Genomic DNA, 26,023 nt, shown 5'->3' on the forward strand with positions numbered 1-26,023 from the left:
CTCTTCACCTTATTCAAACCTGCGCGATCCACTTGCGATGGGTATGGATCGACATCAAAACCCCAAACGCTGACAGCAGCGTCACCAGCGAAGTTCCTCCGTAGCTAATGAACGGCAACGGCACCCCCACCACCGGCAACAGGCCACTGACCATACCGATGTTGACGAACACATAGACAAAAAACGTCATGGTCAGGCTGCCCGCGAGCAACTTGCCGAACAAGGTTTGGGCCTGGGCGGTAATCACCAGCCCACGACCGATCAGCAACAGGTAGATCAGCAACAGTGCGCAAATACCCTCCAGGCCGAACTCTTCACCCATGACCGCAATAATGAAGTCGGTGTGGCTTTCCGGAAGGAAATCCAGGTGCGACTGGGTACCCAGCAACCAGCCCTTGCCGAACACACCACCGGAGCCGATGGCGGCCTTGGACTGAATGATGTTCCAGCCGGTGCCCAGCGGATCGCTTTCCGGGTCGAGGAACGTCAGGATCCGCTGCTTCTGGTAGTCGTGCATGATGAAGAACCACATGGCGACTGCCACGGGCACAGCGGCGGCAAGCACGCTGAGAATCCAGCGCCAGCGCAACCCACCCATGAACAGCACGAACGCACCACCGGCCAGGATCAGCAGCGACGTACCCAGGTCCGGCTGACGCACAATCAGAATGAACGGCAAACCAATCAGAAACAGACTGACGCCGACATGCTTGAGCTGCGGCGGCAAGGTGCGCTTGGACAGGTACCAGGCGATGGTCGCCGGCATCAGGATCTTCATGAACTCCGAAGGCTGGAAGCGGATCACCCCGGGAATATTGATCCAGCGTGTGGCGCCCATGGCGTTGTGGCCCATGACGTCCACCACCACCAGCAACAGCACACCGATCACATAGCCGACCGGCACCCAGCGGGCCATGAAGCGCGGTTCGAACTGGGCGATGACGATCATCGACACCAGGCCGATGCCGAACGAAGTGGCCTGCTTGGCCAACAGGTCCCAGCTTTTGCCACTGGCTGAATACAGCACGAACAGGCTGCCGGCGGCGAGGGTCAGCAGCAGGATCAGCAGCGGGCCGTCGATATGCAGGCGCTGCAACAGCGTCGCGCGACGCCGCATCACATCCTCGCTGGAGAGCATGCGATCAAAATTATTCATCATGGGCCGTAGCCTCCACGCTAGTAGGGCCGGCGTATTCGGCTTTGAGATGACCGTTCTGATCCAGCAGCCAGGCGTCCATGACTTGACGCACCACCGGCGCGGCCACGCCGGAGCCGGACTCACCGTTTTCGACCATCACCGACACCACGATTTTCGGATCGTCGGCCGGCGCGAAGCCCACGAACAAGGCGTGGTCGCGATGACGCTCCTGCACCTTGGAGCGGTCGTACTTCTCACCCTGCTTGATCGCGACCACCTGGGCCGTACCACTCTTGCCGGCGATCCGGTACTGCGCACCGATCGAGGCCTTGCGCGCCGTACCGCGGGCGCCGTGCATCACCTGTTGCATGCCGTGGTTGACCTTGGTCCAGTCCGACGGGTCGCGCAGGATGATGTCCGGCATCGGGTTCTGATCCACCGGCTTCGCGCCTTCGATGGTCTTGGCCAGATGCGGACGGTTCCAGACACCTTTGTTGGCCACCAATGCCGTGGCCTGGGCCAGTTGCAGCGGCGTCGACTGCATGTAGCCCTGACCGATACCAAGAATCAGCGTTTCGCCCGGGAACCATGCCTGACGACGTGTGGCACGCTTCCACTCGCGGGTCGGCATCAGCCCCGGCGACTCTTCGAACATATCCAAAGACACCTTCTGACCAATGCCGAACTTGCTCAGGTACGACGACAATCGATCGATCCCCAGCTTGTGGGCCAGGTCATAGAAGTAGGTGTCGTTGGAGCGCATGATCGCCGTGTCGAGGTCGACGAAGCCATCACCGGTGCGGTTCCAGTTGCGGTACTTGTGATCGTAGTTGGGCAGCATGTAGTAGCCCGGGTCGAACACCCGGCTCGAGGCCGTCACCACGCCCGCGTCCAGGCCGGCGATCGCCACCGCCGGCTTGATGGTCGAACCCGGCGGGTAAAGGCCACGCAGCACGCGGTTGAACAGCGGCCGGTCGATGGAGTCGCGCAGTTCGGAATAGGCCTTGAAGCTGATGCCGGTGACGAACAGGTTCGGGTCGAAACTCGGCTGGCTGACCATTGCCAGCACTTCACCGGTTTTCGGGTCCAGCGCCACCACCGCGCCACGACGACCACCGAGCGCAGCTTCGGCGGCTTCCTGCAATTTGATGTCCAGGCTCAGGACGATGTCCTTGCCGGGAATCGGATCGGTACGCTTGAGCACGCGCAATACGCGGCCCCGGGCGTTGGTCTCGACTTCCTCGTAACCCACCTGGCCGTGCAATTCAGGCTCGTAGAAGCGCTCAATGCCGGTTTTACCGATTTGATGGGTGCCGCTGTAGCTCACCGGGTCCAGAGACTTCAGCTCTTTCTCGTTGATCCGCCCCATGTAACCCACCGAATGCGCAAAATGCGCGCCCTGCGGGTAGTGACGGACCAGCTGCGCGACCACTTCCACCCCCGGCAGGCGGAACTGGTTCACGGCGATCCTGGCGATCTGCTCTTCGGTCAATTCGAACATGATCGGCACCGGCTCGAACGGCCGACGCCCCTGGCGCATGCGCTTCTCGAAAATCACCCGGTCCTCGGGCGTGAGCTCCAGCACCTGAACGATCACATCGAGCACTTGCTGCCAGTCGCCAGAGCGCTCGCGCGTCATGCTCAGGCTGAAGCTGGGCCGGTTGTCGGCAATCACTACACCGTTGCGGTCGTAAATCAACCCGCGGGGCGGCGGAATCGGCTGTACATGGACCCGGTTGTTTTCCGACAGGGTCGAGTGGTACTCGTACTGGATGACCTGCAGAAAATACAGGCGAGCAATCAGCACGCCGATCAATGTCACGACCGCAATTGCCCCGAACACGACGCGGCCACGCACCAGACGGGCGTCTTTTTCGTGGTCCTTGATGCGGATCGGCTGGGTCATGAGAGCGAAAAACTACTTGTGGTAAGGGTGGCCGGACAGCACGGTCCAGGCACGATACAGCTGTTCGCCGATCAGGATGCGCACCAGCGGGTGCGGCAACGTCAACGGCGAGAGCGACCAGCGCTGATCGGCACGGGCACAGACTTCCGGCGCCAGCCCTTCGGGGCCGCCGACCATGAAATTCACCGTGCGCGAGTCAAGCCGCCAGCGATCGAGTTCGACCGCCAGTTGCTCGGTGCTCCAGGGCTTGCCGTGGACTTCGAGGGTGACAACACGCTCGTTCGGCCCGACCTTGGCCAGCATGGCTTCGCCTTCCTGACGGATGAAGCGCGCCACGTCGGCGTTCTTGCCACGGGTGTTGAGCGGTATTTCCACCAGTTCCAGCGCCAGCTCGGAAGGAAGACGCTTGGCATATTCATGCCAGCCTTCTTCCACCCATTTGGGCATGCGTGAACCGACGGCGATCAGTCGCAGTCGCACAGCCGTTCCTTATTCCTGGTCTTTGTTGAGCTTGTTGAAATGCTCGTGACCAACTTCAGGGCTGTGGTGTTTGCCATCGGCGGCACGGCTCTGCTCGGCACCTTTCCACAGGCGCTCCAGGTCGTAGAACTGACGGGCGTTGGAGGTCATCATGTGGACGATCACGTCGTCCATGTCCAGCAATACCCAGTCGCTGTCGCCCTTGCCTTCTTCACCCAGCGGCTTGATACCCAGGGCTTTGACGGCCTCGCGGACCTTGTCCAGCATCGCGCCGATCTGGCGGTTGGACGTACCGGTGGCGATGATCATGTAGTCAGTGATGCTCTGCTTGTCACGGACATCAATCACCAGCACGTCCTGGGCCTTGACGTCTTCCAGGGCCGCTACGGCGATCTTGACCAGCTCATCGCCTTTAGGCGGCTCGGCAGCGAGGACCTTCTCAGGCAGCGGGGCACTCTTGAACGTGCCTTTGCGCTTAACTTTGTTTACGTCGTTGTTCGTCATATAAAACTCGTTTTGCTCGTATGTTCGGGCGCTTCAATACACGTTGTTGCCACGTGCCTTGAGGCACTCCTCTTCAGTTCGACGCACGGTAGAGTCCGTGCGCATCGATGTAGGCCAGGACCGCGTCGGGCACCAGGAAACGTACCGACTTACCGCTGGCCAGCAGTTGACGGATCTGGGTGGCGGATACCGCGAGCGGTGTCTGCCAGACGAATGCAATCTGTCCGCTCGGCCCTTTGAGGGCCAGCGGGTCGCTCACCGAGCGCGCTGCCAGCAGGTTGCGCAAGGCATCCGGCGGTTCGCTGTCGGCATCCGGGCGTTGCAACACCAGGATATGGCAATGCTGGAGCAACTCTTCCCAGCGGTGCCAAGTGGGCAGGCCGCAAAATGCGTCCCAGCCCAAAAGCAGAAAAACCTGGGTCTCGTCGGCCATTTCGGCGCGCATCGACTCCAGGGTATCGATGGTGTAGGACGGTTTGTCCCGCTGCAATTCGCGGGCGTCCACTACCAACGGTGCCACACCGGCCACCGCGCACTCGACCATCGCCAGACGGTCTTTCGCCGACACTTGCGGCGTATCCCGATGAGGGGGCCTGGCACTCGGTACCAGGCGCAACTCATCGAGCGCCAGCGATTCGGCGACTTCCAGCGCGCCGCGCAAATGGCCGACGTGCACCGGGTCAAAGGTTCCGCCCAGAACGCCGATGCGTCTGGAAGGCGCGCTGGCGGTTACCGGGGCTGACGGGTCGAGGTCGCCCAAGTCAGACCGGCTCCTGTCCGCGCAACTGGCCATCACCGACCACGACATACTTCTCGCAGGTCAGACCTTCGAGACCGACCGGGCCGCGGGCGTGCAGCTTATCAGTAGAAATGCCGATCTCCGCACCCAATCCGTATTCAAAGCCATCGGCGAAGCAAGTCGGGGTGTTGATCATCACCGACGAGGAGTCGACTTCAGCCACGAAACGCCGGGTGTCGCCCTGGTGTTCGCTGACAATCGAATCGGTGTGATGAGAGCCGTAATGGTTGATGTGCTCGATGGCCTGCTCCAGCCCGTCGACCACGCGGATCGACAGGATCGGCGCCAGGTATTCGGTACTCCAGTCTGCTTCGGTGGCCGGCAGCGCATCGATGATCGACCGGGTGCGTTCGCAGCCGCGCAGCTCGACGCCTTTTTCGCGGAACTGGGCAGCCATCGCCGGCAAGAAATCCTTGGCAACGATCTGATCGACCAGCAGCGTTTCCATCGCACCACAGATGCCATAGCGGTACGTCTTGGCATTGAATGCAATGCGCTGGGCTTTCGGCAGGTCGGCGTGGGCGCTGACGTAAACGTGGCAGATGCCGTCCAGGTGCTTGATCACCGGCACACGGGCATCGCGACTGACGCGTTCGATCAGGCCACGGCCACCGCGGGGCACGATGACATCGACGTACTCCGGCATGGTGATCAGCGCGCCCACGGCGGCGCGGTCGGTGGTTTCGACCACTTGCACCACGGCAGCCGGCAGATCGGCCTCGGCCAGCCCGCGCTGGATGCAGGCGGCGATGGCGCGGTTGGAATGTATGGCCTCGGAGCCGCCCCGCAGGATGGTCGCGTTGCCGGATTTCAGGCACAGGCTGGCGGCGTCAATGGTCACGTTGGGCCGCGACTCGTAAATGATCCCGATCACGCCCAGCGGTACGCGCATCTTGCCGACCTGAATCCCCGACGGCCGATAGCTCATGTCACGGATCGCGCCGACAGGGTCCGGCAGCGCGGCCACCTGTCGCAACCCTACGATCATGCCGTCGATACGTGCCGGGGTCAGCGCCAGGCGCTCGAGCAGCGCCGGCTCCAGACCATTGGCGCGGCCGGCTGCCAGGTCCAGCTCATTGGCGGCCGTCAGCTCGGCGCGGGCAGCGTCCAGCGCATTGGCGGCAGCCTGCAGCGCGCGATTTTTCTGCGCAGTGCTGGCACGGCCGATGACGCGGGAAGCCTCGCGGGCAGCGCGACCCAGGCGGGTCATATAGTCAAGAACGGACTCAGTCATGGTCTGGCGTGGTCTTTGATAAGGTCTTGGTAAAGAGTAAAGCGGCAGATTATAGCTGTCGTGTCTCCCGACTAACAGCGGTGACGGGCGGATGGTCGAAATGGAGGGCAATTTGCCGATGTTCAGGCGGGATTAAGCTGCAAATTGTTATCATCACGCCCCCATCAGCCCTGATAAACGCCGTTCATCATGTCCAACCTGACTGATCGAGCGTCCGCAATGAGCCCGCCCAAGGGCCTCCCGGACGCGTTTTTCGACCGCGACGCGCAAATTCTTGCCCGGGATTTACTGGGAAAAGTCATTCGCCATCGGATCGGCGACCTGTGGCTCAGCGCCCGAATCATCGAGACAGAAGCGTATTACTGTGCCGAAAAAGGCAGCCACGCATCCCTTGGCTACACAGAAAAGCGTAAGGCTTTGTTTCTGGATGGCGGCCACATCTATATGTACTACGCCCGCGGCGGCGACTCCCTGAACTTCAGCGCCCAGGGCCCGGGCAATGCGGTACTGATCAAGTCCGGCTACCCGTGGGTCGACGAACTGAGCGGACCGGCGAGCCTGGCGCAAATGCTGTTGAACAACCCCGACGCCCAGGGTCGCCCTCGCCCATCGCAAAAGCTCTGCGCCGGGCAAACCTTGTTGTGCAAGTCGCTGGGCTTGAAGGTACCGGTCTGGGACGCCAAGCGCTTCGATCATGAAGTGCTGCTGGTGGAAGACGTCGGCCAGACGCCTGCCCATGTCATCCAGGCCACGCGCCTGGGCATTCCCCATGGTCGCGATGAACACTTGATGTACCGCTTCGTCGACGCGTCCTACGCAGCCTACTGCACGCGGAACCCGCTGCGACGGGGGCAGGTCGAAGGTCGCGATTACATTGTGCTGTCCTGACACGGACTTGAAGCTGAAGGAATTTCGTGTGGGAGCGAGCTTGCTCGCGATGACGGCGGCACATCACGTATCAGTGTGACTGACACTCCGCAAGCGCGAGCAGGCTCGCTCCCACAAGGTTTCAGTGTTGTTTAGAGATTTGTGTTTTGCCCCTGGAATCAATTGAACATTCAATGGAGTTGTATTTATGGGCCCATGGCTCGATAGCGTGACCGGCTGGTTGACGGTCAACCCGCAATGGCTGGCGGCAGCGGTGTTCATCGTGGCCTTCGTCGAATGCCTGGCGATCGCCGGGCTGATCGTGCCCGGCACGGTGTTGTTGTTCGCCGTGGCGGTACTGGCCGGCAGCGGAGCACTGTCGTTGAGCGAAACGCTGCTGCTGGGCTTTCTCGCCGGGGTGCTCGGCGATGTGGTTTCGTATTTCCTGGGGCGCCACTTTCACCAGAACATCCGCCGTCTGCCAGGCCTGCGCCATCACCCGCAATGGATTGCCGGAGCCGAGGTGTACTTCCAGCGCTATGGCATCGCCAGCCTGTTGGTCGGGCGTTTTATCGGACCTTTGCGCCCCATGCTGCCGATGGTGGCCGGGATGTTCGATATGCCGTTCCCACGGTTCTTCGCCGTCAGCCTGCTGGCCGCTGCGGGTTGGTCAGTGGCCTACCTGTTACCGGGCTGGGCCACCGGCGCGGCGATTCGCTTGCCGTTACCCGATGGCTTCTGGCCCCAGGCCGGGGTCGTCGTCGGCAGCATTGCGCTGATGGTCGGCCTGAGCGCCACCAGCAGTCTGCGCAAGCATCGCAAGGCCACGATGTTCATTACCGGGATGAGTTTTCTGATTCTGGCGGCGCTGTTTATCGGTTACTCGCACCTGACCGCCCTCGACCAGGGACTGATGACCCTGGTGCAGGAACATCGCAGCCCGATGCTCGATGAAGTGGCCGTGGTGTTCACGCTGATCGGTGAGTTCCACAACATGCTGGTGTTCAGCGCCTTGCTGGTTGTACTGCTGCTGATGACCCGGCAATGGCGCCAGGCAATCTTCGCGTGCAGTACATTGCTGTTCACCGCGCTGGGCAACACCGCGACCAAGAACTTCTTCGCCCGCGTGCGTCCGGAAGTGTTGAGCGACCCATTGACCAGCTACAGCATGCCTAGCGGTCATGCCTCGGGCGCCTTCGCGCTATTTCTGACCCTCGCCGTCCTCGCCGGTCGCGGGCAACCGCCACGGATGCGCCTGACCTGGCTGCTGGTGGGCTGCCTGCCGGCGCTGGCAATCGCGCTGTCACGGGTATATCTCGGCGCGCACTGGCCGACGGATGTACTGGCAGGTGCGATGTTGGCGGCCTGTGTCTGCGCAGCCAGCCTGTGGCTGTGTCAGCGCCGGACTTCGCTCAACGCCATGCCGCCCAAGGTCTGGTGGCTGGTACTGCCATCATTGGTGGCACTGTTCGGATTCTTCGTGTTGCGGCATTTGCCGGATACGCTATTGAGATACGCCTACTGAAGATCAATTGATCGCAGCCTTCGGAATGTACGCCTTGTCCCTGTGGGAGCTGCCGCAGGCTGCGATCTCTTCAGAAACGTCAGGCAAACAACTCTCCCTGCAACTCATCCAGCAACGCCTGGATCGCATCCAGTCGTTGCTGCGGATCGTCGAGCTGCAGCAGGTCAATCTTGTCCAGCTCGGCGAATGGCAACAAATAGGCAAGCTGATTGGCCAGCGACTGTTGCCCGGCCGCTTCGGTGCCCATGTTCAGCGCTTCGACCATCGGGTGTTCGGCCAGGGCCCTGAGCAGGGCCACCAGATCGGCGTCCTCATCCTGCAGCGGTTGCTCGGGCTCTTCGCCCAGCCACTCGACCTCGGCCACGATCAACTGATCACGCTGCACTTCGGTACGCAGCACGTGAAAGCGCCGGCCACCCTGCACCCGGATGCCCAACAGGCCATTGTCCTGCTGCTTGAAATCGGTGATCAGCGCTTCACACCCGACCAACGCATAACCCGCCGGGGCGATGCCGACCTCTTCGCCGTCAAGGATGCACACCACGCCAAAGCCGCCACCCTGCTTCATGCAGCGACCGATCATGTCCAGATAGCGCGCCTCGAAAATCTGCAGGTCGAGGATGCAACCTGGAAACAGCACCGTGTTCAGCGGAAAAAGCGGCAAGCTCATAGATATGTCCTTTACACCATCATCGACACCGCCAATGGCAGCAACACCGCCGTGGCCACGCCCATCAAACTCATCGCCAGCGCCGCGAAGGCACCGCACTCTTCATTTTCCTGCATCGCCACCGCCGTGCCGACCGCGTGAGCCGTCATGCCCAACGCCATGCCGCGGGCCTCGGGGCTGTGCACGCCAAGCCGGTTCAGCAGGCTCGGTCCGAAGATCGCGCCGATCACCCCGGTGATCAACACGAACACCGCCGCCAGCGCCGCGACGCCACCGATCTGTTCGGCCACCAACATGGCAATCGGCGACGTCACCGACTTCGGCGCCATGGTCATCAGGATCATGTGTTCAGCGCCGAACCACCAACCCAGCAACACGCCCATGCCCGTGGCAACCACACCGCCTATCACCAGCGTAGTAAATATCGGCCAGAACAACTGCCGAATCCGCCGCAGGTTGAGGTACAGCGGCACGGCCAATGCGACGGTGGCCGGGCCCAGCAGGATGCTGAGGATCTCGGTGCTCTTGCGGTACTCGGCGTAACTCAGGCCACAGCCTACCAGCACACCGATGACCAGCAACATGGAGACCAGTACCGGTTGCAAAAAGATCCAGCGGGTTTTCTCGAAAGCCGCCAGCACCAGCTGATAGGCGCCGAGGGTAATGCCGATACCGAACAATGGATGGTGAATCACTGACGTCCAGGCGCCCTGCCAGTCCAGGATCATTGGCTGTCCTCACGAGGGTGGGCATGACGCTTGATCAGGCGCTGCATCAGCACGCCCGCGAACGCCATGGACAGCACCAGTGACAACACCAGTGCACCGACGATGGCCCAGAAATCCGCTGCGATGTCTTTGGCGTAAACCATCACACCCACCGCGGGTGGCACCAGAAGCAATGGCAGATAACGCAGCAGGCTGCTAGCTGCCAGGTTCAGCGGCTCACCCACCTGGCCACGGCTGATCAAGTACACCAGCAGTAGCAGCAAACCAATGATCGGCCCCGGCAGCACCGGTAGAAACAAATGGTTGATGGCTGTGCCGAGCAATTGGAACAGCACCAGCCAGGTCAAGCCTCGTAATAACATCCCTCTTCTCCCGCAAACCCCCTCACCCGCAATGACGGGCCGGGCATTATAAGCACGGCTGCCGTATACATCGGCATTCGCCAATGGCATGGTCGGTTGACCGCAGCGATTTGCCATGTTGATCTAAAGTGGTAAGCCGGGAGGTCAAATCCCCCCAAACTCAAAACTATAAAACCGATGAACCCAAGGAGAGTCTCAATGCCCTTTGTTCCAGTTGCAGAGCTCAAAGATTATGTCGGCAAGGAACTTGGACGTTCCGAATGGCTCACGATCGATCAGGAGCGCATCAACCTGTTCGCCGAAGCTACAGGGGACTATCAGTTCATCCATGTCGATCCGGTCAAAGCCGCGCAAACGCCATTTGGCAGCACTATTGCTCACGGATTCCTGTCGTTGTCGCTGATCCCGAAATTGATGGAAGACATCCTCGTCATGCCCGAAGGCTTGAAGATGGTGGTCAATTATGGCCTGGACAGCGTGCGCTTCATTCAGCCAGTCAAGGTCAACTCCAGGGTGCGGCTCAAGGTCGATCTGACCGAAGTCATCGAAAAGAAACCCGGCCAATGGCTGCTCAAGGCCACTACCACCCTGGAAATAGAAGGCTCGGACAAACCGGCGTATATCGCTGAGCCCTTGTCGCTCTGCTTCGTGTAAACCTTGCCGGGTGCGAAGCAGCTCACGCTGTTTCGCACCCGCTGCGTTCATACCGACTGTATAAGGACACATAGCTGCGGCATACTCGCTCGCCTAATTGCCCGGAACCCGCTATGCGCTCACTTGCACTCCTCGCCTTGACCCTGATGCTCACCGCTTGCGGCAATGGCGAATCGCCAATGCCTCCCGACGCCCGCCTGCCGGACGGCGGACGCTATCGCGGCGCCCTGGTCGATGGGTTGCTGCAAGGCCAGGGCCGTATCGATTACCCGAACGGCAGTTGGTATGCCGGCGAGTTCGACAAGGGTCAATGGCACGGCCAGGGTGAGTGGCACGGCAGCAACGGCGAGGTCTACCGCGGACAGTTCAGCCAGGGACTGTTCGACGGCCAGGGCAGCCTGAGCACCAACGGCAGCAGTTATAACGGCCACTTCAAGCTCGGCCGGCGTGACGGTGAGGGCACCCTCAAAGAAAACGGCATGACGTACCGTGGCGAATTCAAGTCTGATCAGTATTCAGGGCTCGGACATCTGGAACTTGAAGACGGCAGCACTTACCAAGGCCAATTCGCCCATGGCAAACCCAACGGCGAAGGCCAGCGCGGCGATGGCAGCGGCAATCAATTCACCGGGCATTTCGTCGACGGTCAGCTGGAAGGCAACGGGACATTCAACAGCGCTGACGGCGACATCTACGTCGGCGGTTTCAAGAACAATCAACTGCACGGCAAGGGTCGTTACGAAAACGCTGACGGCGATGTCTGGCTGGGTCAGTTCAAGGAAGGCTCGCTCAATGGCAAGGGTGAGTTGATCGGTGCCGACGGCAGCCATTATATCGGCCACTTCAACGACTGGCGCTTCAGTGGTCAAGGCCGCTTGAACCTGGCCGACGGCAGCTTCTACATCGGCCAGTTCGACGGCGATGCCTATTCCGGTCGCGGCACCCTGGTACTGACCGATGGCGCAGTGCTCAGCGGCACCTGGATCAACGGCCAGCGTGTGCGTGATGCCGATGGCAAGTTGCTGCCCGACACCCTCGAACTCGGCCTATTGGCCCAGGGGCGACTGCTCGAAGACGCGCTAAGCAACGTGCCGGCCTCGACCCCGGCGGTAGAACTGTACACCCTGACGGTGGGCGGCGACGGCAAGCAAAGCGTATTCCTGCGCGAATCCGACTACGTCGCGAACATGCTCACCAGTCGCTTTGGTGCCTTCGGTCAGATCCGTCTGGTGAACCATCGCGATCACCTCAGCGACCGGCCAATGGCTACCCGGGAAAACCTGCGTCGCGCGGCCGTGACCCTGGCCGAACGCAGCGGCCCGGAAGATTTGATTTTCATTTACCTGACCAGTCACGGCACCAGTGAGCACGAACTGGTGCTGGACCAGCCCCGCATGGAACTGGCCGATCTGCCGGCCGACGAACTGGCCGCGGTGCTCGCCCCCCTGAAAAACCGCGACAAGATCATCGTGATTTCATCCTGCTACTCCGGTGGGTTCATTCCTGCCCTCAAGGACGAGCGCACCCTGATCATGACCGCCTCGCGGGCCGACCGCGTGTCGTTCGGCTGTTCGGAAGAAGCCAACTTCACCTACTTTGGCGACGCCTTGTTCGCCCAGGCCCTGAACCAGACCGATGATCTGGAACAAGCCTTCAAGCGGGCCAAGGCCACCGTCGCCGAGCGCGAGCTGGCCGACAGCTACGAAGCCTCGGAGCCGCAGATCTGGGCGCCGAAAACCGTGCTTTCGCACTGGCAACTGTTGCGCAAACAGCAGGCGCGCAAAGCGCTGCAAAGTGTGTTGATTGACGGCAAGGATGCAAAGACCAACTAAGCTGATGAGTATCAAGGGAGAAACACTATGTACTTGACGCCTCAGCACGTATTGCTTGCCGGAGCCACCGGTTTGACCGGTGAACACCTGCTCGATCGATTGCTCAATGAGCCAACGATTACGCGGGTACTGGCTCCTTCACGCCGACCGCTGGCCAGGCATCCCCACCTGGAAAACCCGGTCGGCGACCCGGCGATGTTCCTGCCGCAATTGAGCGGACGCATCGACATCGCCTATTGCTGCCTGGGCACCACCATCAAACAGGCGGGCTCGGAAGAGGCGTTTCGCGCGGTGGATCTGGACATGGTGGTGGCGTTCGCCAAGCGTGCCCGGGAGATGGGCGCGCGACACTTGATCGTGATCAGCGCATTGGGGGCCGATCGCAGATCGCCGAATTTCTACAACCGGGTCAAGGGCGAGATGGAATACGCATTGCGCGCGCAGGACTGGCCACAACTGACCATTTGCCGACCCTCGTTGCTGCTGGGTGAACGCATCGAGCCGCGCCTGGCGGAGAAAGTCGCCGGGCCGCTGTCACGGTTGATACCCGGCAAGTACCACGGCATCGAAGCCTGCCAAATGGCCCGCGCCATGTGGCGCCTGGCGCTGGAAGAGCAGGATGGGGTGCGGATTGTCGAATCCGACGAGCTGAGGAAGCTAGGCAAATAGTTACTAGCGTCCGATAGGACGCAATCGCGAGCAGGCTCGCTCCCACATTTGATCCGGGTCGTTCACAAATCCAATGTGGGAGCGAGCCTGCTCGCGAAGGGCGCGACACCGATTCAATGCCGAACGCTACAACCCACCCGTCGCCTGAAAATTAACACCCAACACCGTCAACAACGACAACGGCAACAGCAGCGTGTCGAGCAACGCGCTGGCCGGCAGGTCGACCCCCGGATAGCCCGGCGCCTCAGCGCCGAAACGATCCTTGGCGCAACAGCCGCCATTCATCGCGTACAGATCCAGCCGCGTCCCCGCATACACCACCGGCGCCCCCGGTTTGGCGGCATCCAGCGTTCGCGCCGTGGCACAGCCGGCCAACTGCATGACCAGCAGCACCACCAACAACTTATTCATCGCTGCTCAAATGGTGCTCGCCCCAACGCGGCAACATGTCCTGGGGAATGCCCAGCAGATTGAGAATCCGCGCCACCACGAAATCGATCAGGTCGTCGATGGTTTGTGGCTGATGATAGAAGCCTGGCGATGCAGGCAGAATCGTCACACCCATGTTCGACAACTTGAGCATGTGTTCCAGGTGAATGCTCGAATACGGGGCTTCACGCGGCACCAGAATCAGCTGGCGGCGCTCCTTCAACGTCACATCCGCGGCACGTTCGATCAAATTGTTGCAGGCGCCGGTCGCGATGGCCGACAAAGTCCCCGTTGAACACGGCACCACCACCATCGCCGCCGGCGCGCCGGAACCCGAGGCCACCGGCGACATCCAGTCTTCCTTGCCATACACGCGGATCTGTCCGGCGGCAGCACCGGTGTATTCGGTGAGGAAGGCTTGCATCATTTGCGGCTTGGCGGGCAGCGTGACATCGGTTTCAGTTGCCATCACCAGTTGTGCGGCCTTGGAAATCAGGAAATGCACTTCGCGGTCTTCGCGCACCAGGCAGTCGAGCAGGCGCAAGCCGTACTGGGCGCCGGAAGCGCCAGTCATCGCCAGCGTGATGCGGTCCGGGCCGTTGTTCATTTGAGCGCCTCGGCGAGTTTGCCGTGCAGGCCGCCGAATCCGCCATTGCTCATGATCACCACGTGGGTGCCCGGTTGAGCCTGACTTTTCACGCGGTCGATGATGCCTTCGAGCGAGTCGCTGACAATCGAAGGCACAGTGCACAGCGCTGCAGTGGCCGCCAGGTCCCACCCGAGATTGGCCGGTGCGTACCAGATCACCTGATCGGCATCGACCACGCTTTCCGGCAACCCATCGCGGTGCGCGCCGAGCTTCATGGAATTGGAACGCGGTTCGATGATCGCGATCAACGGCGCATCGCCAATGCGCTTGCGCAGGCCGTCGAGCGTGGTGGCGATGGCGGTCGGGTGGTGAGCGAAGTCGTCATAAATGGTGATGCCACGCACGTCCGCGACTTTCTCCATCCGCCGCTTCACGCTTTTGAAAGCGCTCAATGCAGCGATGCCCATCGACGGCACCACGCCCACATGCCGCGCCGCCGCCAGGGTCGCCAGTGCGTTGGCAACGTTGTGCTGACCGGTCATGTCCCACTCGACCACGCCCTGGGAAACCCCTTCGAACATCACTTCGAAGGCCGAACCATCGTCACTGAGCAACTTGACCTGCCACTGACCGCCGGCACCGGTGGTTTGCACCGGGGTCCAGCACCCCATTTCGATGACGCGGTGCAATGCCGGTTCAGTGGTCGGATGAATCACCAGGCCTTCGCTCGGGATGGTCCGCACCAGGTGGTGGAATTGCCGCTCGATGGCAGGCAGGTCCGGGAAGATATCGGCGTGATCGAATTCCAGGTTATTCAGGATCGCCGTGCGCGGGCGGTAATGAACGAACTTGGAGCGCTTGTCGAAAAAGGCGCTGTCGTATTCATCGGCTTCGATCACGAAAAACGGGGTACCGCCCAGACGCGCCGACACCGAAAAGTTCTGCGGCACGCCACCAATCAGAAAGCCCGGGCTCATGCCCGCGTGCTCCAGCACCCAGGCGAGCATGCTGCTGGTGGTGGTCTTGCCGTGGGTGCCGGCAACCGCCAGCACCCAGCGACCTTGCAATACGTGATCGGCCAGCCATTGCGGGCCGGAGACGTAAGGCAGGCCTTTGTTCAGGACATATTCCACCGCCGGGTTGCCACGGGACATGGCATTGCCGATCACCACCAGGTCGGGTGCCGGATCGAGTTGCGCCGGGTCGTAGCCCTGGGTCAACTCAATGCCCTGAGCCTCAAGCTGGGTGCTCATCGGCGGGTAGACGTTGGCATCGGAGCCGGTCACGTGATGGCCAAGTTCCTTGGCCAGAACCGCCATCGAACCCATGAAAGTGCCGCAGATACCAAGAATATGAATGTGCATAGTCGACCTCGTAAAACATGGCCGCAGGTTAGCCTAGGGAGGGGAAAATCGCACCTTGTGTTTCAGACATTGAGGACGCCTTCGCGAGCAGGCTCGCTCCCACAAGGACTGTGCATACCCTGTGGGAGCGAGCCTGCTCGCGATGGCCGCGACGCGGTTTAACGGGCTATCCCGTGCTTACGCAGCTTTCGGTAAAGGGTATTGCGACTGACGCCAAGCTGTTCCGCCGTATGCGTCATATGCCACCGCGTCTGCTCCAGCGCATTCAACAACGCCAGCCGCTCGGCATCCTCCAGCGGATGCCCGGACGCCTCTTCAAGTACCTGCATGGTCACCGGCCGCGCCTGTCGGATCATTGCCGGCAAATCCTCCAGCCCGATCCGCCCGCCGTCGCACAACGCCGCCAGCGTGCGCAGCACATTGCGCAATTGCCGAACGTTGCCCGGCCAGGCAAACCCCAGCAATGCCTCCCGCGCCGGCCCATCGATCAACACCTCTTCCCCGTCCGCTTCTTCGGCCAGTAAAAAGTCGAGCAGCTGAGACTTGTCACTACGATCACGCAATGCCGGCAGCGCTACCTCCAGCCCGTTGAGCCGGTAATACAGGTCCTCACGAAAACTGCCGTCCTCAACCCGCCCCAGCAAATTGCGGTGGGTGGCGCTGATGATCCGCACGTTGACCGGCTCCGGCTCGCCACCGATCGGCACCACCTGGCGATCCTCCAGCACCCTTAACAGGCGCGTCTGCAAGGCCAGGGGCATGTCGCCGATTTCGTCGAGGAACAAGGTTCCGCCATCGGCCTGCTGTAACTTGCCGCGCATGCCTTCCTTACGCGCCCCGGTGAAACTGCCGCCGCGATAGCCGAACAATTCGCTTTCAATCAGGCTTTCGGGAATGGCGGCGCAGTTGAGGGCGACAAAAGCTTTTGTGGCCCGCTGACTGGCCTGATGGACGGCTTTGGCGAAGGCCTCCTTGCCCGACCCGGTTTCACCGTTGATCAGCAAGGGCACGTCCCGTTCGTACACGCGCAGGGCCTTGCGGAAATCCGCCTGCAACGCGGCATCGCCCAGGCAGATGCCCGACAGCTGTGCAGACTCTTCACGCACCGGACTGGGCACCAGCGGCACCGGCACGCGGCGCGGCTGACCGCGCAACACGGCAAACAGGCTACGCCCGTCACGGGTGCGCAACGGCCAACTGGCGCTGGCGTTGGCGCTCGCGCGGCCGAGCAGCTCGTCAAGTGCGCAGTCGAAAAACGCCTCCACCGGTTTGCCCAGCAAGCCGCCGCGAACATGCCCCAACAGGTTCAGTGCGCTCTGATTGACCGCGCAGATCCGCCCCTCCCCATCGAACGCCAGCAGGCCTTCACTGAACAACCCGACGGACTCGGCCTGCAGATGAAAACGCAGCAGCCATTGATTGTCGAAATAACGCAGGAAATAGCAGCTCTCGATCATCTTCGCCGAAAGATTGACCAGGGCCATGGTGTGGAACTGACTCTGGCGCGAAACGTCGGGGCGCGCCGAAGACACATCGAGCACCGCCAGCAGCTCGCCATGCGGGTCGAATACCGGGCTCGCGGAGCACGTCAGGCCGGTATGTCGGCCGCGAAAATGTTCATCCTGGTGGATCGTCAGCGCCTGGCGCTCCACCAGGCAGGTGCCGATGCCATTGGTGCCTTCGCAGGCCTCACTCCAGTCGGCGCCGAGCCAGAGCCCGGCGCGCTCGAAAATCTTCCGTTCGGCGGGGGCCGTCACGCAGTTGAGGATCACGCCCCGTGCATCGGTCAACAGCACCGCATGCCCGGCACCGGAGAGCTGCTGATGCAGGCTGGTCATTTCGTTGCCGGCAATGTGCAGCACTTGCTGCAGGCGTTCGCGGCTTTCAAGCACGCGCCCGTGCTCCAACACCGTCGGTGCCATAGTCAGGGTCGGATCGAGGTGATAATCCTCAAGGCAACGCAACCAGGAACGGGCGATGGACGGATCACTGCCAGGGCCGTGCAGGTGGGCTTTGCCCTGGGTCACGGTCAGCACTTGCCGGGCATGGCGACTCAAATGGTTGTCGTGCATTTCTTATTGTTCTCCCCGAGCGGTTTGCAGCTCCTACAGGTCATGCCGAGCATCCTCCAGCCTAGCCTGCAATGCAATGCTGGCAAGACCGGGCAGTCACAGCCTGTGCCACAAACGGTACAAAGTGTCACTCAGCCTGTACCGATAGCGTCACAGACGCCGCCCGCCCGTCTGACAAAAAACGCGCAAGGCCTTGATTTGCCTGACCTGCAGGGCAGTGGCCCAACCTTTGCTCTACGCTTATACAAGCGCACATGCGCGTCTCTAATAAGTACAAAAGCCAAGGAGAAACCAATCATGCGTTACGCTCACCCCGGTACTGAAGGCGCTATCGTTTCGTTCAAAGCCAAATACGGTAACTACATCGGCGGCGAGTTCGTCGCGCCTGTCAAAGGTCAGTACTTCACCAATACCTCGCCAGTGAATGGCCAACCGATTGCCGAATTCCCCCGTTCCACGGCCGAAGACATCGACAAGGCCCTGGACGCTGCCCACGCGGCGGCCGATGCCTGGGGCGCCACGTCCGCCCAGGCGCGCTCCCTCGTCCTGTTGAAAATCGCCGATCGCATCGAACAAAACCTCGAACTGCTGGCAATCACCGAATCCTGGGACAACGGCAAGGCCGTGCGCGAAACCCTCAACGCCGATATTCCGCTGGCCGCCGACCACTTCCGCTACTTCGCCGGGTGCATCCGGGCCCAGGAAGGCAGCGCCGCCGAAATCGACGGCAATACCGTGGCCTATCACATCCATGAACCACTGGGCGTGGTCGGCCAGATCATCCCGTGGAACTTCCCGATCCTGATGGCCGCCTGGAAACTCGCCCCGGCCCTCGCTGCCGGTAACTGCGTGGTGCTCAAGCCTGCCGAGCAAACCCCGCTGGGCATTACCGTACTGGTCGAGCTGATCGGCGACCTGCTGCCGCCTGGCGTGCTGAACATCGTGCAAGGCTTCGGCAAAGAAGCCGGCGAAGCCCTGGCCACCAGCAAGCGCATCGCCAAAATCGCCTTCACCGGCTCGACCCCGGTCGGCTCGCACATCATGAAATGCGCGGCCGAAAACATCATTCCGTCCACCGTGGAGCTGGGTGGCAAATCGCCGAACATCTTCTTCGAAGACATCATGAAGGCCGAACCGTCCTTCATCGAAAAAGCCGCCGAAGGCCTGGTGCTGGCGTTCTTCAACCAGGGCGAAGTCTGCACCTGCCCTTCCCGCGCCCTGGTGCAGGAGTCGATCTACGACGAATTCATGCAAGTGGTGATGAAGAAGGTCCTGCAGATCAAACGTGGCGACCCGCTGGACACCGACACCATGGTCGGCGCCCAGGCATCCGAGCAGCAATTCGACAAAATCCTTTCGTACCTGGAAATCGCCAAGGGCGAAGGCGCCGAGCTGCTGACCGGCGGCAAGGTGGAAAAACTCGAGGGCAACCTGGCGAGCGGGTATTACATCCAGCCGACCCTGCTCAAGGGCACCAACAAAATGCGTGTGTTCCAGGAAGAAATCTTTGGCCCGGTGGTGAGCATCACCACCTTCAAGGACGAAGCCGAAGCCCTGGCCATCGCCAACGACACCGAGTTCGGCCTCGGTGCCGGCCTCTGGACCCGCGACATCAACCGCGCCTACCGCATGGGCCGCGCCATCAAGGCCGGTCGTGTGTGGACCAACTGCTACCACCTGTACCCGGCGCACGCCGCGTTCGGTGGCTACAAGAAGTCCGGCGTCGGCCGTGAAACCCACAAGATGATGCTCGATCACTATCAGCAGACCAAAAACCTGCTGGTGAGCTACGACATCAATCCGCTGGGTTTCTTCTAACTCCACGCGAAACCGTGTAACGGCCATTCGCTGGCAAGCCAGCTCCTACAGGAGCGAGGCTTGCCGGCGAAGGCGCCCCCTCAATGACACAACAAACACCGCCCTGCCGCTCTGGCACGGGCTTTGCGTGCCCGCTTTACACCCAAACGCAGTTCCCGAAAGTCCAAAAGATCGAAAAAAAAAATAGAGAGGACTTATGACGACTCCTTCCACACAGCTCAAACCCACACTCGGCACCCTGCATTTATGGGGCATTGCCGTCGGCCTGGTGATTTCCGGCGAATACTTCGGCTGGAGTTACGGCTGGGGTACCGCAGGGACGCTGGGTTTCCTCGTCACCGCCTTGATGGTGGCGACGATGTACACCTGTTTCATCTTCAGTTTCACCGAATTGACCACCGCGATTCCTCACGCGGGCGGGCCGTTTGCCTACAGCCGTCGGGCCTTTGGTGAGAAAGGCGGATTGATCGCCGGCATCGCCACGTTGATTGAATTTGTCTTTGCACCCCCGGCGATCGCCATGGCGATCGGCGCCTACCTCAATGTGCAATACCCGGAACTGGACCCGAAAATCGCCGCGGTGGGCGCCTATTTCGTGTTCATGACCCTCAATATTCTCGGTGTCAGCATCGCCGCCACCTTTGAACTGGTGGTCACCGTGCTGGCCGTCGCCGAATTGCTGGTGTTCATGGGCGTGGTGGCGCCGGGCTTCAGCTTCAGTAATTTCGTCCTGAATGGCTGGTCGGGCGCCAATGAATTCACGATAGCCTCGATTCCCGGCATATTCGCCGCCATTCCCTTCGCGATCTGGTTCTTTCTCGCCATTGAAGGTGCAGCCATGGCGGCTGAAGAAGCCAAGGACCCGAAACGTACGATTCCCAAGGCCTACGTCAGCGGCATTCTGACCCTGGTGTTCCTGGCCATCGGCGTGATGGTGATGGCGGGTGGTGTTGGCGACTGGCGCCAACTCTCCAACATCAACGATCCGCTGCCCCAGGCCATGAAAGCGGTGGTGGGCAACAATTCGAGCTGGATGCACATGCTGGTATGGATCGGCCTGTTCGGTCTGGTGGCGAGTTTCCACGGGATCATCCTTGGTTATTCACGGCAGTTCTTTGCACTGGCCCGCGCCGGTTATCTGCCGCGCAGCCTGGCGAAACTCTCGCGCTTCCAGACACCCCACCGCGCCATCCTGGCGGGCGGCGTGATCGGCATCGCGGCGATCTACAGCGATGGCCTGGTCAACCTGCAAGGCATGACCCTGACCGCGGCAATGATCACCATGTCGGTGTTCGGCGCCATCGTGATGTACATCATCAGCATGCTCAGCCTGTTCAAACTGCGTAAAACCGAGCCGAACCTGGAGCGCACCTTCCGCGCCCCGGGCTATCCGATCGTACCGGGGATCGCGTTGTTCCTGGCCGTGGTGTGCCTGGTGGCGATGGCCTGGTTCAACACCTTGATCGGCCTGATCTTCCTCGGCTTCATGGCCGCCGGTTACCTGTATTTCCAGATGACCGCCCGGCAACGCTCCGAGGCACCAGCGGACGCTATGCTCGAAGGTATATAAGTTGCACTGGCGTCGGGCCGAATGCCTGGCGCCCGCCCTATTGAAGTGCACACCGCCCCTCCCTGTAGGTGCGAGCCTGCTCGCGATAGCGGTGTGTCATTCAACAAATGTGTCGAATTTAAGATCGCCATCGCGAGCAAGCTCGCTCCCACAGGGGTACGGTGGTCATTTACAGAACAGAAGGACACCGCCCCATGGCCGTATTTGCCCATTCCGTCGGCGCCCAGACCTATCGCTTCGACAGCCTCAAGGAAGTGATGGCCAAAGCCAGCCCGGCGCGCTCCGGGGACTTTCTGGCCGGTGTCGCCGCCCTCAACGATGGCGAGCGCGTTGCCGCGCAGATGGCCCTGGCCGACATTCCGCTGAGTCATTTCCTGCAGGAAGTACTGATTCCCTACGAAGCCGATGAAGTCACCCGGCTGATCATCGACACCCACGATAAACAGGCATTCGCGATCGTCAGTCACCTCACCGTCGGCGGATTTCGCGACTGGCTGTTGAGCGATGCCGCCGATGAGCAGGTGCTGCGCGCCCTCGCGCCCGGCCTGACCCCGGAAATGGTAGCCGCGGTCTCAAAAATCATGCGTGTGCAGGACCTGGTACTGGTGGCGCAGAAAATTCGCGTGGTCACGCAATTTCGCGGCACCCTCGGTCTGCGCGGCCGCCTGTCCACTCGCCTGCAACCCAACCACCCTACCGACGAACCGGCCGGTATCGCCGCGAGCATTCTCGATGGCCTGCTGCACGGTAACGGCGATGCGATGATCGGTATCAATCCCGCCACCGACAGCATCGCCTCGATCTGCGCCATGCTGGAGATGCTCGACGCGATCATCCAGCGCTACGAAATTCCGACCCAGGCGTGCGTGCTGACCCATGTCACCACGTCAATCGAAGCGGTCAACCGCGGTGTACCACTGGACCTGGTGTTCCAGTCGATCGCCGGCACCGAGGCGGCCAACGCCAGCTTCGGCATCAACCTGAACGTGCTGAAGGAGGGTTACGACGCCGGGTTGAGCCTCAATCGCGGCACGCTCGGGCAGAACCTGATGTATTTCGAAACCGGCCAGGGCAGCGCCCTGTCGGCCAACGCCCACCACGGCGTCGATCAACAGACCTGCGAAACCCGGGCCTATGCGGTCGCACGACACTTCAACCCGTTTCTGGTGAACACCGTCGTCGGCTTCATCGGCCCGGAATACCTCTACAACGGCAAGCAAATCATCCGCGCCGGCCTCGAAGACCACTTCTGCGGCAAGCTGCTCGGCGTGCCGATGGGTTGCGACATCTGTTACACCAACCATGCCGAGGCCGACCAGGATGACATGGATACCTTGCTGACCTTGCTGGGCGTGGCCGGGATCAATTTCATCATGGGCATCCCCGGTTCCGACGACATCATGCTCAATTACCAGACCACTTCGTTCCACGATGCGCTCTATGCCCGGCAGACACTGGGGCTCAAGCCCGCGCCGGAGTTCGAACAGTGGCTGGCGAAAATGGGCATCTTCACCCAGGCGGACGGCAGGGTTCTCTTCGGCAACAGCCTGCCACCGGCCTTTCGCCAGGCCCTGGCGCAACTGGGATGAGTATTGATATGGAAAAACTACCCTTCGACCCGCACAACCCATGGCTGGAGCTGCGACGCCTGACGCCGGCGCGGATTGCCCTGGGCCGCACCGGGACCAGCATGCCTACCCGGGCGCAGCTGGACTTTCAATACGCCCATGCCCAGGCACGGGATGCGGTGCATTTGCCATTCGACCATCCAGCCCTGCGCTCGCAACTGGCCGAACGCGGGCATGAAAGCATTTTGTTGCACAGTGCGGCGATAGACCGGAACAGCTATTTGCAACGCCCCGATCTGGGGCGTCAGTTGAGCGCCGAGTCGGCACAGACCCTGCGCAATCACGCCTCGGCCAATCCGGGCGGGGTCGATCTGGTCATCGTGGTTGCCGACGGTTTGTCTGCATTGGCTGTCCACCGCCATACGCTGCCCTTTCTGGCGCGACTGGAAGAACAGATCCGCGCTGAAAACTGGTCCGTGGCCCCGGTGGTCCTGGTGGAACAGGGGCGCGTTGCAGTGGCAGACGAAATTGGCGAACTGCTGGGCGCAAAAATGACGGTGATTCTGATCGGCGAACGCCCTGGCCTCAGCTCGCCAGACAGCCTGGGGTTATATTTCACCTACAATCCAAAGGTCGGCCTGACGGACGCCTACCGTAACTGCATCTCCAACGTACGCCTTGAGGGGCTGAGTTACGGCATGGCGGCACACCGTTTGCTGTATCTGATGCGCGAGGCCTGTCGCCGGCAGCTGTCGGGTGTCAATCTGAAGGACGAAGCACAGGTTCAGACATTGGAGTCGGACGCAGGAGCGGACATGAAAGGTAATTTCCTGTTGGGGCCGCCGCAGGCCTGAACCGCTTGCGCATTGCACTATCGTTCCGGTTTCAGGCAGGATCGACGCACGGCCGCCAGGGTTTCCCGTCGCCGTCAAAGCACGCAAGACAGCCACTTGAAGACGAGACCTACCATGCGGATTATTCAAGCGACCCTCGAACACCTGGATTTGCTGACCCCGTTGTTCGTCAAATATCGCGAGTTTTATGGTTCCCTGCCGTATCCGGACTCGTCCCGGGCGTTCCTCGAAAAACGCCTGCGTCGCAAGGAATCGGTGATCTACCTGGCCTTGTCCGATGAGGACGACAACAAACTGATGGGTTTCTGTCAGCTGTACCCGAGCTTCTCGTCGCTATCACTCAAACGCGTCTGGATCCTCAATGACATTTATGTCGCCGAAGACGCCCGCCGCCAGCTGGTGGCCGACCATCTGATTCGCACCGCGAAGAAAATGGCCAAGGAAACCAATGCCGTGCGCATGCGTGTCTCCACCAGCAGCAACAACCAAGTTGCGCGAAAAACCTACGAATCCATTGGCTTCAAGGAAGACACCGAGTTCAAGAACTACGTGTTGCCGATCAGCGACGAGCTGTAGCGCTTCACCCGCCCCCTGTGGGAGCGAGCCTGCTCGCGATGATCCCGAGAACACCACTTATCGTTCACGACCATCGCGAGCAGGCTCGCTCCTACAGGTTTCGGGGTTATTAATTGTCATCAGACTGCCAAATACCCCTTGGACATCCCCCGCTACAATCTCGACGCGTTTTTCACTTTCCAGATCGTATAATTCCGATCTTCCCGACGTGTAAGAAAAACTACACCCGTCTGTAGCCTTACTCGAAGTCAACCGCACAGGCCTGCCGAGTCGGGCCGTCATCACAGGTGCCCTCCATGGATTTCAACCCGCTCGATCTAATCCTGCATCTCGATGTTTACCTCGATATGCTGGTCAACAACTATGGGGCCTGGATTTACGCCATTCTATTTCTGGTGATCTTCTGTGAAACCGGCCTGGTGGTCATGCCCTTCCTGCCGGGCGACTCGCTGCTATTCATCGCCGGCGCTGTTGCAGCCGGGGGCGGCATGGACCCGGTGTTGCTGGGCGGCCTGCTGATGCTCGCGGCTATTCTGGGTGACAGCACCAACTACCTCATCGGACGAACGGCCGGCGAGCGATTGTTCCGCAACCCGAATTCGAAGATCTTCCGTCGCGACTACCTGCAACAAACCCACGACTTTTATGACAAGCACGGTGGCAAAACCGTGACCCTGGCGCGTTTCCTGCCGATCATCCGCACCTTTGCGCCGTTCGTCGCCGGCGTAGGGAAAATGCCTTACCCACGATTCTTCGCCTTCAGCGTATTCGGCACCATCCTGTGGGTGGGGGGCCTTGTCACCCTCGGCTATTTCTTCGGTAACGTACCGTTCATCAAGAAAAACCTGTCACTGATGGTGGTCGGCATCATTCTGGTTTCAATGCTGCCAATGATCATCGGCTTCATCCGCAGCCGCATTGGCAGTTCGAACTCTAAAGCCGAAACGCGCTGATTCGGCATGTGGTCACTCAGTGCCTGGCGACGCCGGCGCACCCTGGCCAGGCACCCGATTGCCGATGACATGTGGCAACGGGTGCGCCACCATCTGAGTTTTCTTGATGGTCTCAGCGCCGCCGAAGACCAATGGCTGCGCCAGGCCTGCGTGCTGTTTCTGCAAGACAAGCACCTGACCGCCCTGCCCGGTGTCGAACTGCATCAGGAACAACGCCTGCTGCTGGCCGCGCAGGCGCAATTGCCATTGCTGCACCTGGGCGATCTGAATTGGTACCAGGGTTTTCACGAAATCATTCTCTACCCAGACGATTTTCTCAGTCCGCAGCGTCATCGCGATGCCAGCGGCGTCGAGCACGAATGGGACGGCGAACACAGCGGCGAAGCCTGGCAACAGGGGCCGATCATCCTCGCCTGGCCCGGCGTCATGGCCAGTGGTGGCTGGGAAGGCTACAACCTGGTGATCCACGAACTGGCGCACAAACTCGACATGCTCAACGGCAACGCCAATGGCTTGCCGCCGCTGCACGCCGATATGCGGGTCAGCGACTGGGCCAGGGTCATGCAGCACGCCTACGAAGACCTCGACCGGCAACTGGAACGCAATCCGGACGCCGAGACCGCCATCGATCCGTATGCCGCCGAAAATCCCGCCGAGTTTTTCGCCGTCACCAGCGAGTACTTCTTCAGCGCCCCGGATTTGCTGCACGAGGCTTATCCGCAGGTGTACGCACAACTGAAGCTTTTTTACCGGCAAGATCCGCTGGGCCGCCTGAGGCAACTTCAGGCCACGGACCCGGTCTATCAAGCGCACGACTAAGGTTGTACACGACTTCTGGTACGTGGCGTCGACACAGGAATAT

The 26,023-nt window shown here is 61.0% G+C and carries 25 protein-coding genes; 12 read left to right on the forward strand and 13 right to left on the reverse strand.

From position 1 onward, the window contains the following. Nucleotides 1–13: 13 nt before the first annotated feature. From rodA to LAB08_RS26885, 6 genes are all read right to left on the reverse strand, one after another. Complete coding sequence (gene rodA / locus LAB08_RS26860; RefSeq protein WP_172901700.1) at nt 14–1,117, reverse strand: rod shape-determining protein RodA; 1,104 nt, start codon at nt 1,115–1,117, stop codon at nt 14–16. Nucleotides 1,118–1,148: 31 nt separating this feature from the next. Continuing rightward, nucleotides 1,149–3,044, reverse strand: a complete 1,896-nt coding sequence (gene mrdA / locus LAB08_RS26865; RefSeq protein WP_096514889.1) for a penicillin-binding protein 2 — start codon at nt 3,042–3,044, stop codon at nt 1,149–1,151. A 12-nt stretch (nt 3,045–3,056) separates the two neighbouring features. Beyond that, the gene (gene rlmH, locus LAB08_RS26870; RefSeq protein ID WP_007937439.1) at nt 3,057–3,524 is read right to left on the reverse strand and encodes a 23S rRNA (pseudouridine(1915)-N(3))-methyltransferase RlmH; all 468 of its coding nucleotides are present in this window, start codon (nt 3,522–3,524) and stop codon (nt 3,057–3,059) included. Nucleotides 3,525–3,533: 9 nt separating this feature from the next. Then, the gene (gene rsfS, locus LAB08_RS26875; RefSeq protein ID WP_008022922.1) at nt 3,534–4,028 is read right to left on the reverse strand and encodes a ribosome silencing factor; all 495 of its coding nucleotides are present in this window, start codon (nt 4,026–4,028) and stop codon (nt 3,534–3,536) included. 73 nt (nt 4,029–4,101) lie between these two features. Continuing rightward, nucleotides 4,102–4,821 carry a nicotinate-nucleotide adenylyltransferase gene (gene nadD, locus LAB08_RS26880; protein ID WP_096514887.1) on the reverse strand — a complete coding sequence of 240 codons (720 nt, stop codon included), beginning with the start codon at nt 4,819–4,821 and terminating at the stop codon, nt 4,102–4,104. Then, the gene (locus LAB08_RS26885) at nt 4,790–6,061 is read right to left on the reverse strand and encodes a glutamate-5-semialdehyde dehydrogenase (RefSeq protein WP_096514885.1); all 1,272 of its coding nucleotides are present in this window, start codon (nt 6,059–6,061) and stop codon (nt 4,790–4,792) included. Before LAB08_RS26885 ends, nadD begins: the two co-directional genes overlap by 32 nt. Before the next feature lie 189 nt (nt 6,062–6,250). Here LAB08_RS26885 and LAB08_RS26890 point away from each other — a divergent pair, with 189 nt between their 5' ends. Then, nucleotides 6,251–6,949 carry a DNA-3-methyladenine glycosylase gene (locus LAB08_RS26890; RefSeq protein WP_096514883.1) on the forward strand — a complete coding sequence of 233 codons (699 nt, stop codon included), beginning with the start codon at nt 6,251–6,253 and terminating at the stop codon, nt 6,947–6,949. 187 nt (nt 6,950–7,136) lie between these two features. Then, on the forward strand, nt 7,137–8,453 hold the full coding sequence (locus LAB08_RS26895) for a bifunctional DedA family/phosphatase PAP2 family protein (protein ID WP_096514881.1): 1,317 nt from the start codon (nt 7,137–7,139) through the stop codon (nt 8,451–8,453). A 79-nt stretch (nt 8,454–8,532) separates the two neighbouring features. Here LAB08_RS26895 and LAB08_RS26900 read toward each other — a convergent pair whose 3' ends face one another. The 3 genes from LAB08_RS26900 to LAB08_RS26910 are packed head-to-tail and all read right to left on the reverse strand — an operon-like array spanning nt 8,533 to nt 10,213. Then, on the reverse strand, nt 8,533–9,123 hold the full coding sequence (locus LAB08_RS26900) for an LON peptidase substrate-binding domain-containing protein (RefSeq protein WP_096514879.1): 591 nt from the start codon (nt 9,121–9,123) through the stop codon (nt 8,533–8,535). Nucleotides 9,124–9,134: 11 nt separating this feature from the next. Further along, nucleotides 9,135–9,851, reverse strand: coding sequence for an LrgB family protein (locus LAB08_RS26905; protein WP_096514878.1), 717 nt, complete (start codon nt 9,849–9,851; stop codon nt 9,135–9,137). Continuing rightward, nucleotides 9,848–10,213 (reverse strand): CidA/LrgA family protein, encoded by a 366-nt coding sequence (locus LAB08_RS26910; protein WP_096514876.1) that lies wholly within the window; start codon nt 10,211–10,213, stop codon nt 9,848–9,850. The genes LAB08_RS26905 and LAB08_RS26910 overlap by 4 nt, the downstream gene beginning before the upstream one ends. Nucleotides 10,214–10,411: 198 nt before the next feature. On the opposite strand from LAB08_RS26910, the gene LAB08_RS26915 reads away from it, so the two are divergent. The 3 genes from LAB08_RS26915 (at nt 10,412) to LAB08_RS26925 (ending at nt 13,368) form a co-directional block, all read left to right on the forward strand. Continuing rightward, nucleotides 10,412–10,867, forward strand: a complete 456-nt coding sequence (locus LAB08_RS26915; protein ID WP_096514874.1) for a MaoC family dehydratase — start codon at nt 10,412–10,414, stop codon at nt 10,865–10,867. A gap of 113 nt (nt 10,868–10,980) precedes the next feature. Further along, nucleotides 10,981–12,699, forward strand: a complete 1,719-nt coding sequence (locus LAB08_RS26920; RefSeq protein WP_096514872.1) for a C13 family peptidase — start codon at nt 10,981–10,983, stop codon at nt 12,697–12,699. 27 nt (nt 12,700–12,726) lie between these two features. After that, the gene (locus LAB08_RS26925) at nt 12,727–13,368 is read left to right on the forward strand and encodes an oxidoreductase (RefSeq protein ID WP_096514870.1); all 642 of its coding nucleotides are present in this window, start codon (nt 12,727–12,729) and stop codon (nt 13,366–13,368) included. Between the two features lie 126 nt (nt 13,369–13,494). On the opposite strand, the gene LAB08_RS26930 is transcribed toward LAB08_RS26925, so the two are convergent. The 4 genes from LAB08_RS26930 to LAB08_RS26945 all read right to left on the reverse strand — a co-directional run bounded on the left by LAB08_RS26930 (nt 13,495) and on the right by LAB08_RS26945 (nt 17,822). Then, complete coding sequence (locus LAB08_RS26930) at nt 13,495–13,779, reverse strand: YceK/YidQ family lipoprotein (RefSeq protein ID WP_096514868.1); 285 nt, start codon at nt 13,777–13,779, stop codon at nt 13,495–13,497. Continuing rightward, nucleotides 13,772–14,404 carry a flavin prenyltransferase UbiX gene (gene ubiX, locus LAB08_RS26935; RefSeq protein WP_096514866.1) on the reverse strand — a complete coding sequence of 211 codons (633 nt, stop codon included), beginning with the start codon at nt 14,402–14,404 and terminating at the stop codon, nt 13,772–13,774. Before ubiX ends, LAB08_RS26930 begins: the two co-directional genes overlap by 8 nt. After that, nucleotides 14,401–15,750 carry a UDP-N-acetylmuramate:L-alanyl-gamma-D-glutamyl-meso-diaminopimelate ligase gene (gene mpl, locus LAB08_RS26940; protein WP_096514864.1) on the reverse strand — a complete coding sequence of 450 codons (1,350 nt, stop codon included), beginning with the start codon at nt 15,748–15,750 and terminating at the stop codon, nt 14,401–14,403. Before mpl ends, ubiX begins: the two co-directional genes overlap by 4 nt. A gap of 158 nt (nt 15,751–15,908) precedes the next feature. Beyond that, nucleotides 15,909–17,822, reverse strand: coding sequence for a sigma-54-dependent Fis family transcriptional regulator (locus tag LAB08_RS26945; protein WP_096514862.1), 1,914 nt, complete (start codon nt 17,820–17,822; stop codon nt 15,909–15,911). A 297-nt stretch (nt 17,823–18,119) separates the two neighbouring features. On the opposite strand from LAB08_RS26945, the gene exaC reads away from it, so the two are divergent. From exaC to LAB08_RS26980, 7 genes are all read left to right on the forward strand, one after another. Then, nucleotides 18,120–19,640 (forward strand): acetaldehyde dehydrogenase ExaC, encoded by a 1,521-nt coding sequence (gene exaC / locus LAB08_RS26950; protein ID WP_095965731.1) that lies wholly within the window; start codon nt 18,120–18,122, stop codon nt 19,638–19,640. Nucleotides 19,641–19,836: 196 nt separating this feature from the next. Beyond that, nucleotides 19,837–21,210 (forward strand): ethanolamine permease, encoded by a 1,374-nt coding sequence (eat, locus tag LAB08_RS26955; RefSeq protein WP_096514860.1) that lies wholly within the window; start codon nt 19,837–19,839, stop codon nt 21,208–21,210. 194 nt (nt 21,211–21,404) lie between these two features. Further along, on the forward strand, nt 21,405–22,799 hold the full coding sequence (locus tag LAB08_RS26960) for an ethanolamine ammonia-lyase subunit EutB (protein ID WP_096514858.1): 1,395 nt from the start codon (nt 21,405–21,407) through the stop codon (nt 22,797–22,799). Between the two features lie 8 nt (nt 22,800–22,807). Next, nucleotides 22,808–23,632: an ethanolamine ammonia-lyase subunit EutC gene (gene eutC / locus LAB08_RS26965; RefSeq protein WP_096514856.1), complete on the forward strand. Its 825-nt coding sequence runs from the start codon at nt 22,808–22,810 to the stop codon at nt 23,630–23,632. A 114-nt stretch (nt 23,633–23,746) separates the two neighbouring features. After that, nucleotides 23,747–24,208: a GNAT family N-acetyltransferase gene (locus tag LAB08_RS26970; RefSeq protein ID WP_096514854.1), complete on the forward strand. Its 462-nt coding sequence runs from the start codon at nt 23,747–23,749 to the stop codon at nt 24,206–24,208. Nucleotides 24,209–24,504: 296 nt separating this feature from the next. Beyond that, nucleotides 24,505–25,161: a DedA family protein gene (locus tag LAB08_RS26975; protein ID WP_096514852.1), complete on the forward strand. Its 657-nt coding sequence runs from the start codon at nt 24,505–24,507 to the stop codon at nt 25,159–25,161. A gap of 6 nt (nt 25,162–25,167) precedes the next feature. Beyond that, nucleotides 25,168–25,980 carry a M90 family metallopeptidase gene (locus LAB08_RS26980; RefSeq protein ID WP_096514850.1) on the forward strand — a complete coding sequence of 271 codons (813 nt, stop codon included), beginning with the start codon at nt 25,168–25,170 and terminating at the stop codon, nt 25,978–25,980. Nucleotides 25,981–26,023: the final 43 nt, after the last annotated feature.

Source organism: Pseudomonas izuensis (genome assembly GCF_002356535.2).
Lineage (GTDB): Bacteria > Pseudomonadota > Gammaproteobacteria > Pseudomonadales > Pseudomonadaceae > Aquipseudomonas > Aquipseudomonas izuensis.